Here is a 12,451-nt window from a genome sequence, read left to right on the forward strand (position 1 = left end):
CTAAGAGTGCTAGAGCATCCCGCTACAATAAGAGACACCATAAGTCCAAAGACACCGTAACCAAGACCTTCACCCTGGGATATTGCCGCCGCCATGACGCCGCCCACCGATCTTGACACCGCCATTCCCCAGCAGACCAGCCTCAACGGTGCCGCCCCTGAGGTTGACCTGGATGAAGCGCCCTACGATGTGGAAATGTCGCTGTTCGACCACTTGGAAGAACTGCGAATGCGGATCTTCTACTCGTTAATTGCCGTGCTGGTGGGCATTGTGGCCTGTTTTTGGCAGGTCAATCGTATTGTGAGCCTGTTGGAAGTGCCTGCCCAAGGGGTCAAGTTTCTCCAACTTTCACCGGGGGAATATTTCTTTGTGTCCCTCAAGGTGGCGGGCTACAGCGGCCTGGTGATTGCCAGTCCCTTCATCCTCTACCAGATTGTGATGTTTGTGCTGCCTGGGTTGACCCGTCGCGAACGCCGCTTGGTGGGGCCGATGGTGCTGGGGTCTAGCGTGCTGTTCTTTACTGGGTTGTTCTTCGCCTACTTCGCCCTTATCCCTGCCGCCCTGAATTTCTTCATCAGCTACGGGGCCGATGTGGTGGAGCAGTTGTGGTCGATTGATCGGTACTTTGAGTTTGTGCTGCTGCTGCTGTTCAGTACGGGTTTAGCATTCCAAATTCCCGTGTTGCAACTGCTATTGGGGCTGTTGGGCATTGTGAACTCCAAGCAAATGCTCTCCGGCTGGCGCTACGTGCTGCTGGGGGCGGCGGTGCTGGGGGCGGTGCTAACTCCGTCTACCGACCCTGTGACCCAAAGCTTGCTAGGCGGTGCAGTATTGTTCCTCTACTTTGGCGGTATTTTCCTGGTCAAAGCCATTGGCCGCTAGGATCGGATCCTGTAAGGGCTCTCATCTGCTATCAGCCCTGCTACCGTCCGCCGCCCTGGAGATAGTCAAGAATGCCCTGGGCGATAGCTTGGCCCATCTGAGCTTGCCACTGGGGATCGCGCAGTTTGGGCGCATCCAAAGCTCCGGTGACAAAGCCAATTTCAATCAGTGTGGAGGGCATCGTGGTGCGGCGCAGAACAAAGAATCGCGCCTGTTTCACGCCTCGGTCGTTCATGGCCACGGTTCCCATTACCCGCCGATGAATGGCGTTGGCCAAGGGCAACCCCGCCTCAGAAAAATAGTAGGTCTCCAGACCGTTGACCTCCGGGCGCTGCATGTTCACGGCATTAGCGTGGATGCTGACAAAGATGGTCGCATTGGCGGCGGCGGCTCGGTCTACCCTGGGTTGTAGATCGAGGGTTTCGTCGCCTTGACGGGTCATCTGCACCGCAATGCCCTGGCTACGGAGGGCGTTGGCGGCATGGTGAGATACCGCTATCACCACCCCCTTTTCCTGCAACCCACCAATACCAATGGCCCCCGGATCTGATCCCCCATGGCCCGGATCCAGCATCACCAAAACTTGACCCCGTTGAGGTTGGGGGGCATTCACAGCCTGAGCCATCGCGGCTGTCACCCCTGGGTAGATCGATGGGGGGGGCGACTGGGCCGCAGAAGCCGAGTGAATGACGGGCAAAACCACGGTCGTTGGCGGGGTTGCAATCTGCTGGGGAGCCGTGCCAATGGGGGTGATCATCAACCCACCCACCACCGGGCTCACCTGCCAATCGGGGCTAACGTTGTCTAGGTTGAGGGTAATACGCACCGCCGGGGGCAGGGTCGGAAACTGGGTTACTGTCCAGCGGGCAATGCCGTAGCGATGGGGCGGCAGAGCCTCAGGGGTGAGTTGGGGCGGAATGGCGGCATTCAGCACATCCACCACAATTTGCCGCATCTGTTGAGCATCGCGGGTGCGATAGACCTGCACCTGGGGCGTGGCCCCCGCCATGGGGATAAAGAACCCCTGGGGCGTCGTCTGAATACCCTGAATGACGGTGGCCATAGTGGACACAGGGGTATAGCTGACCTGGTTGCGGCTGAGCAGGGGCGGCAGAGGGTTCGCAGGGCGCGGGGTTAGGTGAACGGGGGCCGGGGCGGGTTGTGGCTGATCGGCAGCAGGCCGCGCCGAGGGAAACGGGAACGGGCTAAGGGTGGAACTGGGGGCGGGACGAGAGGAAAGGCTGATGGCGGGACGGGCTGCGACCGTTGAGGCCGCAACCACCGTGGGCTGATCCGTCGTGGGCTGATCCGTGGGCCTAGTCACCGCCCCAAGGGTGGGGTTTGCCGTGGATAATGTATTCGTCGTGAAGAGGGTATGTGTTCTGGACAAAGCATCCGGTGGGGACAGAGCATCCGGTGGGGACAAAGTATTTGTTGGAGACAACGCCTCCGTTGTCGAGACCGACGGTTCTGCTATCTGAACCGAGGCAGGGTGATCGGGCAGTGGGATCATCGGCCATGATGCTGCCGAGGGATGGTGGGAGGGCCGATGGGGATCGCGGCCAGCCTTGGTGCGATCCTCGCTATCCGCCTCGGGGGTAAGGCTGGGCAACTGCACCACCCACTGGGATTCGGTTAGCCCCCACACCCTGACCTGTTGAGGATCAATAGGATAGTTAGGATCCAGTTCCAGCACAATGCGCGTAGTGCGGGCATCGGCCTGCATCACCTTGACCGCCCGCACCGCGCCGCCAATGAACTGGTCGGCCATGGCCTCATCGGGCACAATGCCGGGTAGATCAATAATGAGTCGGTTAGGGTTTTGGCCTAGGCTCACCTGGGGCTGCACGCCGCCCTCGGTGGTAAACATAAAGCGATTTTGGCCCGTGTCAAACTGCCAGGTTTGCAGGCGAGAGATGGCCTTGGCGGGCATCCCCCCAAAGAGGCAAACCCCCACCACCCCCACCACGCCTGTAAATACCTGTTGAATGCGCAAGCGAATCGGCCTCCCACACCCGCTAAATCGGCTTAGATGGTAGCTCAGTTTGCAAAAACTGAGCCATTTACGGTTGAGACGTTTCTGACGCTAACAAATCCCCTTGGGGTGGATCGGCGGGGAGACCATGCCAGACCTGCTGGGGAACGCCGATGGTAATGTCGGCCTGTTCAAAGGCAATGCGCAGACGACGACGAAACTCCCTCGCCACCAAAAACTGTTTTAATGGACGGGTGCGAATCCACAGCAGCAGCGTTAGCCCCGCATGGGTGATGGCTTCTACCCCCAGGGCTTCCGTGGGATCGAGGATCAGATAGCTCCAGGTTGGGTCTTGGGCCATGTGCTGAGCCGTTTGTTGCACCACGGCCAGGGCTTGATCCACATTGGTGCCATAGGCCACATCAATTTTCAGGGTGGCCCGCGACCAGGTGCGACTGAGGTTTTCCACCTGGGCGATGAGGCTATTGGGTAGGGTCACCAAGCGGCCATCTTCACCGCGAATTTGAGTAATCCGCAGATTGAGATTTTCCACAATGCCCGTCACACTCCCCGTAGACACCAGATCCCCAATGGCGTACTGATCCTCCAGCAGAATTAAGACGCCGTTAACCAAATCCTTGACTAAGTTCTGGGCCGCAAAGGAAATGGCCAAGGCCGCTACCGCCCCAAAGGCCAACAGCGACGCCGGGGCCAAGTTCAACACCTGCAACAACCACAGCAGCGCTAGGCTGTAGATCAACGTTGTTTTGAGGCCCTTCGCCGCACGGATAATGGTGGAAATTCGCATCGACTTTTGCTGGATATTTTCCACACTGCCCAGTTCATTTTTCTCCCAGGCATGGGCAATGCGATCAATCGTGAGGTTGGCAATGCGGTTGACGAACCCCGCCACAAACCAGATCAACAGCAGCAGCGCCGGAGTCGAAAACAGCCCTGAGGCGTAGCGTCGGGTCTCAGGAAACTGATAGAGAATGCTGGCTAGGGTTGCGATCCACACAAAGGCAATGCTCCAAAACATCAGCCAGCGCAACAGGGCCACTAAGTGCAGCCGCTGATCGAGGGAAATGGTGTAGGGCAACGCCCTGGAAAGGAATCGCCCATCCTCCTCCGGCAATGGGGGGGCAAGGCCGCTGGTTTTGTCCGCCTTGCGCTGTTCGAGGACACGCTTGCGCCAGCCCAGCACTTGCCAGGTTCCCACCAAGGCCAAGGTGATCAACAGGCCGACCAACAAAAGTAGTCCGGTCAGCCGCAACCGTTGCTGAAGGGCACCGGGTAAACGACTGGCTAAAGCCTTTTGCAACTCCTCGTCTAGGACATCTCGCCAGGTTTCCGCCAGTTCTCGCTTCGTGACCCCGTGGTATTGGGCATCGCTGTCGATGATGGTGAGCAACCCCCTCAGTTCTGGTAGGTTGCCGATGGTGGCAAAGATCACAGGCAGTTGATTCATGTCCTGAATACTGACCTGAATGACCGACTCTACCTCGGTCTCAAGGATCTCCAGTTCTGCATTGTCCGTGAGGTATTGCAGCGCCTGACCCACCACCTGGCCGAGATGGGTCTCAATCTGTCTGGCCCGCACCTCCACGGGCACCAGATCCCCCGGTTCATTGCGGTTAAACACCACCGGAGATGCAATGTTGAACAGATCATGGCCATCTAAGGTAATCGTGGTGACCTCCAGCACCCCAATGCGCTGCACCCCCAAGGGTGGGCTATTGCCTCCCCCAGCCCCCAACGGGTTAGGAAACTGCGCTAGCCCCGGCCTTAGCCCTGGCCCCACCAGACCCATCACGAGGCCCACCACCAATCCCACCGACAGCCACATCCCCAGCCAACGCGCCCAGCTAGGCCCACGAACGCCCCGGTTTTGCCGTCGATAGGGCTGTTGCCGAGAGTGGCATTCTCGATAGGTTGGTGACGAATAGTTACGCCCCCGATTATCCCTTTGCCGATAGTTCAAGGCGTTTATCCTCCTCGCCAAATCGTCATGGTGGCGGGGATCTCTCCCCAACGATCACCGGGAACCCATGATAGGGCGAATGTCGCCCCCGCTTCCCTTGTAACCGTTCCCCGGTCTCTGGGGCCAGTCAATCCCACATTTCACGATTTGTTACGCTATCATCGGGAATACTGATAGGTATACCCTAGGGAATGGGCACTCTATAACCAGAATCAGATTAAGTCGCAATTCACACTTATTCTTTTCCTATGTCTACCTTCCCTATGCCTACGTTGTGACCAGAGGTCTCTAAGGTTTTATGGCATTCAACCCTGAAGACGCTGAATTTATCGGCATATCAACGGATAGCGACCACCCCAACGAGTTGCTGAAATACCTTCAGCACCAACCCCCTGAGGTGCTGACGCGGGTGGCGCAGTCCGTCAGTGGTGAGATTAAGCAGATCATTGCCCAAAACGTCCAGGGGCTTGTGGGTGTCCTTCCCGGTGATGGCTTTAATGTACAGGTCACCACCGACCGCGATAACCTAGCGGGGTTGCTGGCCTCCGCCATGATGACGGGCTACTTCCTGCGCCAAATGGAACAGCGCATGGAACTAGAGCACACTGTTTCCGGTTCTTTTCTCGGCTCCGACAGCTTCGACTTTGACGATTAACGGTCGAGGTTGCCCAGCGTCAGCCTCGATTCTCAGGCCAGCGGAGTGGTTGCGAGGGCGGCTAGTCTATCCCTACAGGCAAGGTCTCGGTACTCCTTCTCCCCCAGATCCCTACAGGACTGGGGGTTTTTGCCATAGTGGCATCCATCACCGACCCTCCACCACATCGATCCCATACCGCCCCAACCCTCTATCCCAAGGTTGATATTGCCAAGATGGCGCACGATAGCCTGTCCCTAGTTTCTATTTCGCGCTAAGCTAGGATTTAATAAAAGTTTACCTTTCAAGCATGGTTGTTGGTTACGATAATGATAGAAACGCAAGGGGTTAAGGGCTTCAATTAGCTCAGAGCCACCGCTATCGTTTTCGCCAGCACCGTTTTTTCATCCCGAATTGAATGGTCTGGGTCAGAGAATTTGCTCCCTAGAGAGTCCGGTGTAGACTGGGGCAGCACTTCAATGCCATGAGCCAACACTCAATTAAAACATTTCATCCCTTCGACGGTATAGATTGCATTTTTGGGGATAGCGTCTACGGAAAACGTGTCTGCTGAGATGGGATCTAACAGGGTAGTTTCTGCTGTCTGATTTTTCATCATTTGTTGCTTTTCGTATCCCCATCCCGCCCTTGGAATGTCGATTGTCCCTTGCCATCCCATCGTCGCCATGTCACCTTTGTCCACCGCCCCCACCCAAACCCATCTAATGGAGATGGCTTTATCCACCCAATCGCGGAGTTCTGAAACGATGCCCCCTTCGAGATTGCCAGAGTCCATCGCCATGGATCCATTACATTCCTCCAACTGTAATATTCGGTTGTTTCAGGAAGGAGAAACCATTTTTACCGAAGGCAGCGATTCCGATGCGGCTTATATTATCGAGGCGGGTCTGATTGAAATTTTTGTGGGTTCTGGCAGTGATGCGGTACAGCTTAGTGTACTGGGGCCAGGGGATATTTTTGGCGAAATGGGGCTGATTGATGCCTATCCCCGTTCCGCTTCAGCACGGGCCATGTGTCCCTGTCGCTGCATCGTGATTTCCGCTGCACAAATCGCAGAGCGCATTGAGGCGTCCAATCCACTGGTGAAGTTGCTGATCTCCATTTCGCTACACCGTAACCGTGCCTACAATACCTATTTCAAAACCATCATGAACTCTTCCCATGTGGTGCTGCCCACCCTGGCCGTCACCGAAAAAGCCTATGTTAAAAATCCCCAACACCGTCAAATTCTAGAGGAAATTAAGCTGGAGTCCGATCTACACAAAGCCGTGAACAACGACGAGCTTCAGCCCTACTATCAGCCCCTCTTTTCCATGGCCGATAACAGCATTGTGGGCTTTGAGTCTCTGCTGCGCTGGCAATGTCCAGATCGGGGTATGGTGTCGCCCAATCAGTTTATTTCCTTGGCGGAGGAAACCTCCCTGATTGTGCCCATTGGCGACTGGATTTTAGAGCAAGCCTGCATTGATCTCAAAACTTTTCAGGCCCACTGGCAACCTGGCCCAGGGTCGCCCAGCCACCTGTTTATGAGCGTGAATATCTCCGTACGGCAGTTCCAGGAGCCCAATTTCTGCGAAAAGCTATTAGCGCTCACCCAGCGCTATGGAGTGCTGCCTAAACACATCAAACTGGAAGTCACCGAGCGTATTTTCCTGGATCAAGCCGATGCCGTTGAGGCCATTGATGATTGTCGGAAAGCTGGATTTGAGGTGTCTCTGGATGACTTTGGGACGGGCTACTCCAGCCTGAGCTACCTAGAGCGCTGCGAAATTGACAGCCTCAAAATTGATCAGTCCTTTACCCAAAAGATCTGCACCAGCCATCGCGCCAAAATTTTGGTCAGCTCCATCATTGACATTTCTAAAAAGCTGGGGCTAATCACCATTGCCGAAGGGATTGAAACCGAAGAACACCGAGGCATTCTTGAAGACATGGGATGCGATATTGGACAGGGCTATCTCTTTAGTAAACCCTTGCCCTCCAGTGGAATCCTAGAATTTATGGCCAATCCCCCCAGCCAGCGCCCGTAGAGGCTAGCTGGAGGAGGAATCGGCGTTTGGGGCCATCCTACCCAGCAATCCTTAGGGGCGGGGTCTCCTCGCCCATGGATATTGGGCTATTGATATCAGTGGCCCACCCGTGGGAGTGGGTATGCCTCCCTAGGCCAGCAGCGTTTTCCCCGCCGCCGCGACCCCAGCCCCAGGGGTGAAATCGCCATAGCCCAAGTGGGCCAGGGTGGCTTCTAGTGCCGCAACGGCGGTGAGAATATCCCGGTCGCACACAAAGCCCAGGTGCCCCACGCGGAAGATCTGCCCCTTGAGGTGGTCTTGGCCTCCGGCGAGGGCGATGTCAAACTGCTTTTTCATCACCGAGCGAATTTTCTCCGCATCCACGCCCTGGGGCATGACGGCGGTGATGGCGGGGCTGGCGCAGTCGTCGCCACCATACAGCGGCAGGTTGAGGGCTTTCATGGCGTCACGGGTGGCCCGCTTTTGGCGGTCGTGGCGGGCAAAGATGGCCTCTAGTCCTTCCTTCTTCATCATTTGCAGGGCCGCTTGCAGGGCAAAGAAGAGGTTGATGGGCGGCGTGAAGGGGGTGGTGTTTTTGGCCGCGTTTTTGCGGTAGGGGCCAAGGTCGAGGTAGAACTTGGGCAGGGTAGCAGTTTCGTAGGCTTGCCATGCCTTGGCGCTGACGCTGACGAAGGCCAACCCAGGGGGAATCATGTAGCCCTTTTGGGAACCGGAGGCCACCACATCTAGTCCCCACTCATCCACGGGCACCGAGCAAGCGCCCAGGCTGGTGACGGCATCCACGATAATCAGCGCCCCATGGGCCTTGACGTAGCTATTAATCGTTTCCAGGTCGTTCAGCACCCCGGTGGAGGTTTCGCTGTGGGTAATGATGACGGCCTTGATCTGCTTTTCGGTGTCGGCTTCTAGGGCCGCTTTAAAGTCATCGGGGTTCAAGGGCTTGCCCCACTCCGCCGTGATTTCCTGGGTATCCAGCCCAAAGGCGCGGGCCACCTTGCCCCAGCGTTCGCCAAACTTGCCGTTGTTGCCCACCAGCACCTTATCGCCCTGGCTCAGGAAGTTGATGATGCCCGCTTCCATCGCCCCGGTGCCGCTGGAGGCCAGAATCAGCACATCGTTTTGGGTTTGGTGCAGCCACTTGAGGTTTTCCGTCACCTCGGCCATGATGGCGCTAAATTCGCCGCTGCGGTGCCCCATGGGATGCTTGGCCATGGCCAAAAGCACCTGTTCGGGGATGGGGGTTGGCCCCGGAATCATCAGCATCAGTTTGTTGTCCATGCCTGCCACCAGTTGCGTTTCTGCAATAACAAGGGTTTTGATCACTGGGGAATGCGCCAGCCCTGGGACGGTTTAAGACCTGCAAACGTCTCAAAACGGCGTCACCGAGCCTGCGACCCCAAAGCGTGATCACAAAAAACAAGAATTAACAGCTTACCAACATCCCAGGGCATTCCTGGAATTTTTCCGACTCTCCTAAGGTTGTGGGGCGTGTGGTGCCGTATTGGGCGCGAAAACCGCGCCCCTACCGTATTGGGTTTATGTAGGGGGCAGGTCTCCTGACCCCTTGACAGATATGGGGTCTAGCGAGTTTCTGATCTACTCAACCTTCTGATCCGCCTCTTCTGCGTCATCCTGGGGTGAGAGCGGCACGTCTTCGTAAATGCGCTCTAGGGGAATTTCCCAATCGATGCTGGGTAAATCGAGGGATTCCCCGGCCAGATAGGTTTGCACATCCCAGTGGCGATCCGCAATGCGTCGATAGCGGTCAATGCTGATTTTTTCGGCATCAATGAGGACGTAGTCTTGCAGGGTGGGAATTTGGCGATAATGGGTAAATTTGTCGCTGCGGTCGTAGGCGGCGGTGCTAGGAGAAAGCACCTCAACAATCAGGCAAGGATATTGAATCAGCTTGATTGCATTTTTGTCCCTAGGGTCGCAACTCACCATCACATCGGGATAGTGGTAGGGGCCATTGCGGGAAATTTGCACCTTCACATCGGCAATGAAGACCCGACAGCCGCGCTGTCTCACATGGGATTTCAGCAGCGCAAATAGGTTGCCTGCAATCAGGTTATGGGGAATGGTACCCCCAGTCATGGCGAAGACTTCACCGTCCACGTAGGCGTATTTTTCATCCTGTTGGGCTTCCCAGGCGAGGTAGTCCTGGGGTGACATGGGCATGAATTTAGGTTCGGCAATCATCGGTTACACCTCCACAGGATTCGCCTTGCCCCTAGTTTACGCCGACAAAAATGGTTTGCGGATAGCTGCCCTCGGCCAGCAGGTAGGGGTCGTAAAGGCCGTCTAGGCTGTGCTGGTGCAGGGTTAGGCCCGCATCGCGGAAGACCTGTTCCCAGGTGGCTTGGGGGAATAGTCCCAGAATGTGGCGATCCTGGTGCATCGTCAGGTCTCCATTCTGGCGAATGAGGTAAACCAGCGTGGCCTCGTAGGTGTTGGGGTGGTGGGGGTTGATGTAGTTGTTTTCCAGCAGGGTGATGTGGATGCCCTGGCGCTCTCCGGTGTAGGCAAAGTTGTTGTTTTGGAATTGCTCTTGGGGTTTGCCCACCACCAGGAGAACACCCCCCGGCTTCAGGTGGGCAACAGCGGTAGCGATGGCGCTACGGAGGTCGTCGAGGGTGGCCATGTAGTCGATGCTGTCAGGGATGGCCACGGCATCGAACAACCTTCCTAGCCGCAGGGTACGCATATCGCCTTCGAGGTATTCGATGTCGGGATGGGTGGCCCTAGCCTTGGCCAGCATTCCCGCACTGAGATCCACCCCAGTGACCGTGAAATGCCGCTTGAAGCTGTGATCCATTCCCCCCGCACCGCTGCCCAGGTGTAATAGGGTTTGAGGCGGCGCAGCGGCATACTGTTGAATCAGCCCTAGGTAGGTTGCGACTTCGTCTTCATAGTCGGCGGGGTTGGCCAGCCAGTCTTCTGTCCAGGCCAGGTCGTTGTAGGCAATCCAGGGAGATGTCATGGTGCTAGTCCTCCGTATCGTCGCTGCTGAGGGGCGCTAATCTGCACCCCAGATCCCAGGGTTCTTGAAGAACCCTGGGATCTCACCTTCCCCGAAGCCCTAGGGCAAGAGGCTATGGAGGTTGAGTTCAAATCCGGGCAAGACGGATTCCCCGGATAGGGTCGCTGTGAAGGGGACGGTTTCGGGGGCCGCATTGGGACGATACACCTCTACGGTGCGAGTTTTGGGGTTCACCAGCCAGCCCAGCCGACAGCCGTTGTCAATGTATTCCTGCATCTTGGCCTGAAGGGTGGCTAGGTCATCCGTTGCCGACCGTAGCTCAATCACAAAATCGGGACAGAGGGGGGCAAATCCCTGGCGTTGGTCGGGGCTGAGGGCCGTCCAGCGTTCCATCGCCACCCAAGCCACATCGGGGGAACGAATCGCCCCATTGGGCAACCGAAACCCACTGGAGGAATCGAACGCTTTTCCCAGAGCGGTTCGACGGTTCCAAATGCCTAGGTCGATACCCAGTTCAAAGTTGTAGCTCCCACTCTCGCTCCCGGTCGGCGACATGGCGATCACTTCTCCCGTGGCAGTGAGTTCTAGGCGCAAATCAGGATTGGCCTGGACGATGGCCCCAAACTGTTCCTCACTGACCCGCAAGGTTTTTGGCAGATTAACGGCAACGGTGGCTAGCATAGACAAAACCGCAAAACGCCCTGACACTATTTTAGAACGCCCTGATTCTCACCATGGCCCACCTCATCACCCCACCCACCACCACCCTGCAACTGCACGACCACCTGGAGTTTCCCGAATCTGGTGTGCTCAGCAAGGTGCTGTGGAAAGATGCCACCTGCCAATACAGCCTCTTTTGTCTGGCGGCAGGCACGGAAATTTCGGAACACACCTCCACCCGCAATGCCACGATCAACGTGATTTCCGGCAGCGGCACCCTCACCCTAGAGGGCCAACCCATTGCCCTAGAACCCGGTGTGTTTGTGCTGATGCTGGCCAATGCCCCCCACGCCCTAGAGGCCACCACCAACCTCGCCTTTCTGCTCACCCTTTCGGCAGAGGGTTAGCTGTGATCTCCAGAGCGTGCCGATCTGCGGCTAGCCCATGTCGTTCAACCTCACTTTGCGCTGGCGACACTCGAAGTTCCATTTGGCTGTAATGAGCTCCAACTGGTGCGGCCCCTCGTCGCAAACGATGGTCAACCCTCGTAAGCTGTCCATAAACTGGGCATAGGGCGAAGCCTTCAAGTCCCTGTCCCTCAAGGTGTAGCAAACAGAACCATGGCTATAGTGCTTATGCCCATACATCACTGCAATTTCAACCATTTCTTGGCTAATGGCCCTTTGCTGCTGTCGCTTGCTGGAATGCCCCGGATCGCTATGGTTTAGGGCCGTTTGGATGGGCTTCCGTAGTTGGCTGTTAGAGTCGTTAGAGAGGATCTGCTTCAGTCGGGTCTGTTGTTTCATTTCACACACTCAAAAATTCGATGACCTCAATCTAGCCCTTGCTGCACAAGGGTTGCGAGAGCCGTTAAGGGCAGTTAGTTAAGTTCCCTTAACTGCATCTAACGGCACCTTGTTGGGGAATCCTAGGATGGGCTACCTTCAGCACAGCGACAGGGATACCAAGGCATGACTAACCCAAGCAAGCGCGACCGGGGTGTAAAGGCGACTGAAGAGGGGGCGAAACGGCTGAAGCAAGCTAAAAGCCAGCTTCGGCAAACCAATGGTCGCCCAATAACCTACGAAAATCTTGCATCTAAGGCTCAAGTCAGCGTAGATACCGTCAAGCGGTTTTTCAGAAATAAGGACAACGTTGATGAGGCATTTGCAATAGCCGGTAGTGCATTTTAGTGCAGGCTAGAGGAAAAAGCCGGATGACCTTGCTTGGCCAGCTTTTCTCGGATGTTGCGATTGTAGTCATGGATGAACAACCAGATAGCCCC

General features: G+C 56.4%; 13 protein-coding genes. 5 read left to right on the forward strand and 8 right to left on the reverse strand.

Annotated elements, in window-relative coordinates:
- Positions 1-93: 93 nt before the first annotated feature.
- Complete coding sequence (tatC, locus tag H6G62_RS16185) at positions 94-882, forward strand: twin-arginine translocase subunit TatC (protein ID WP_190496961.1); 789 nt, start codon at positions 94-96, stop codon at positions 880-882.
- A 40-nt stretch (positions 883-922) separates the two neighbouring features.
- Here tatC and H6G62_RS16190 read toward each other — a convergent pair whose 3' ends face one another.
- Both H6G62_RS16190 and H6G62_RS16195 read right to left on the reverse strand, forming a co-directional pair.
- Positions 923-2,878: an N-acetylmuramoyl-L-alanine amidase gene (locus H6G62_RS16190; protein WP_190496963.1), complete on the reverse strand. Its 1,956-nt coding sequence runs from the start codon at positions 2,876-2,878 to the stop codon at positions 923-925.
- 67 nt (positions 2,879-2,945) lie between these two features.
- The gene (locus tag H6G62_RS16195; RefSeq protein WP_190496965.1) at positions 2,946-4,838 is read right to left on the reverse strand and encodes a mechanosensitive ion channel family protein; all 1,893 of its coding nucleotides are present in this window, start codon (positions 4,836-4,838) and stop codon (positions 2,946-2,948) included.
- 298 nt (positions 4,839-5,136) lie between these two features.
- Between H6G62_RS16195 and H6G62_RS16200 the strand changes: the two genes are divergently transcribed.
- Positions 5,137-5,493: a DUF760 domain-containing protein gene (locus tag H6G62_RS16200; protein ID WP_190496967.1), complete on the forward strand. Its 357-nt coding sequence runs from the start codon at positions 5,137-5,139 to the stop codon at positions 5,491-5,493.
- Between the two features lie 475 nt (positions 5,494-5,968).
- Here the strand turns inward: H6G62_RS16200 and H6G62_RS16205 are convergent, their stop codons facing one another.
- Complete coding sequence (locus H6G62_RS16205; protein WP_190496969.1) at positions 5,969-6,274, reverse strand: hypothetical protein; 306 nt, start codon at positions 6,272-6,274, stop codon at positions 5,969-5,971.
- On the opposite strand from H6G62_RS16205, the gene H6G62_RS16210 reads away from it, so the two are divergent.
- Complete coding sequence (locus tag H6G62_RS16210; protein WP_190496971.1) at positions 6,273-7,523, forward strand: EAL domain-containing protein; 1,251 nt, start codon at positions 6,273-6,275, stop codon at positions 7,521-7,523. The two genes, H6G62_RS16205 and H6G62_RS16210, sit on opposite strands and share 2 nt — an antisense overlap.
- Before the next feature lie 129 nt (positions 7,524-7,652).
- Here H6G62_RS16210 and H6G62_RS16215 read toward each other — a convergent pair whose 3' ends face one another.
- From H6G62_RS16215 to H6G62_RS16230, 4 genes are all read right to left on the reverse strand, one after another.
- On the reverse strand, positions 7,653-8,801 hold the full coding sequence (locus tag H6G62_RS16215; RefSeq protein ID WP_190496973.1) for an alanine--glyoxylate aminotransferase family protein: 1,149 nt from the start codon (positions 8,799-8,801) through the stop codon (positions 7,653-7,655).
- 318 nt (positions 8,802-9,119) lie between these two features.
- The gene (locus tag H6G62_RS16220; protein ID WP_190496975.1) at positions 9,120-9,725 is read right to left on the reverse strand and encodes a Uma2 family endonuclease; all 606 of its coding nucleotides are present in this window, start codon (positions 9,723-9,725) and stop codon (positions 9,120-9,122) included.
- A 31-nt stretch (positions 9,726-9,756) separates the two neighbouring features.
- Entirely contained in the window at positions 9,757-10,506 is a 750-nt protein-coding gene (locus H6G62_RS16225; RefSeq protein WP_190496978.1) for a class I SAM-dependent methyltransferase, read from the reverse strand.
- Positions 10,507-10,605: 99 nt separating this feature from the next.
- A complete protein-coding gene (locus tag H6G62_RS16230; RefSeq protein ID WP_190496980.1) occupies positions 10,606-11,187 on the reverse strand; it encodes a Uma2 family endonuclease in 582 nt (193 codons plus the stop codon).
- Between the two features lie 53 nt (positions 11,188-11,240).
- On the opposite strand from H6G62_RS16230, the gene H6G62_RS16235 reads away from it, so the two are divergent.
- Positions 11,241-11,573 carry a cupin domain-containing protein gene (locus H6G62_RS16235; protein ID WP_190496982.1) on the forward strand — a complete coding sequence of 111 codons (333 nt, stop codon included), beginning with the start codon at positions 11,241-11,243 and terminating at the stop codon, positions 11,571-11,573.
- Positions 11,574-11,603: 30 nt separating this feature from the next.
- Here H6G62_RS16235 and H6G62_RS16240 read toward each other — a convergent pair whose 3' ends face one another.
- The gene (locus H6G62_RS16240) at positions 11,604-11,972 is read right to left on the reverse strand and encodes a hypothetical protein (RefSeq protein WP_190496984.1); all 369 of its coding nucleotides are present in this window, start codon (positions 11,970-11,972) and stop codon (positions 11,604-11,606) included.
- Positions 11,973-12,137: 165 nt separating this feature from the next.
- Between H6G62_RS16240 and H6G62_RS16245 the strand changes: the two genes are divergently transcribed.
- Positions 12,138-12,359 (forward strand): hypothetical protein, encoded by a 222-nt coding sequence (locus H6G62_RS16245; protein WP_190496986.1) that lies wholly within the window; start codon positions 12,138-12,140, stop codon positions 12,357-12,359.
- The last annotated feature ends 92 nt before the right edge of the window (positions 12,360-12,451 follow it).

This window comes from Phormidium sp. FACHB-1136, assembly GCF_014697375.1.
In the GTDB taxonomy this organism is placed as follows: domain Bacteria; phylum Cyanobacteriota; class Cyanobacteriia; order Phormidesmidales; family Phormidesmidaceae; genus Nodosilinea.

Coding starts and splice junctions, on each gene's coding strand:
- tatC (WP_190496961.1), top strand. CDS start 94: ATGACGCCGCCCACCGATCTTGACACCGCCATTCCCCAGCAGACCAGC.
- H6G62_RS16200 (WP_190496967.1), top strand. CDS start 5,137: ATGGCATTCAACCCTGAAGACGCTGAATTTATCGGCATATCAACGGAT.
- H6G62_RS16210 (WP_190496971.1), top strand. CDS start 6,273: ATGGATCCATTACATTCCTCCAACTGTAATATTCGGTTGTTTCAGGAA.
- H6G62_RS16205 (WP_190496969.1), bottom strand. CDS start 6,274: ATGGCGATGGACTCTGGCAATCTCGAAGGGGGCATCGTTTCAGAACTC.
- H6G62_RS16215 (WP_190496973.1), bottom strand. CDS start 8,801: ATGGACAACAAACTGATGCTGATGATTCCGGGGCCAACCCCCATCCCC.
- H6G62_RS16220 (WP_190496975.1), bottom strand. CDS start 9,725: ATGATTGCCGAACCTAAATTCATGCCCATGTCACCCCAGGACTACCTC.
- H6G62_RS16225 (WP_190496978.1), bottom strand. CDS start 10,506: ATGACATCTCCCTGGATTGCCTACAACGACCTGGCCTGGACAGAAGAC.
- H6G62_RS16230 (WP_190496980.1), bottom strand. CDS start 11,187: ATGCTAGCCACCGTTGCCGTTAATCTGCCAAAAACCTTGCGGGTCAGT.
- H6G62_RS16235 (WP_190496982.1), top strand. CDS start 11,241: ATGGCCCACCTCATCACCCCACCCACCACCACCCTGCAACTGCACGAC.
- H6G62_RS16240 (WP_190496984.1), bottom strand. CDS start 11,972: ATGAAACAACAGACCCGACTGAAGCAGATCCTCTCTAACGACTCTAAC.
- H6G62_RS16245 (WP_190496986.1), top strand. CDS start 12,138: ATGACTAACCCAAGCAAGCGCGACCGGGGTGTAAAGGCGACTGAAGAG.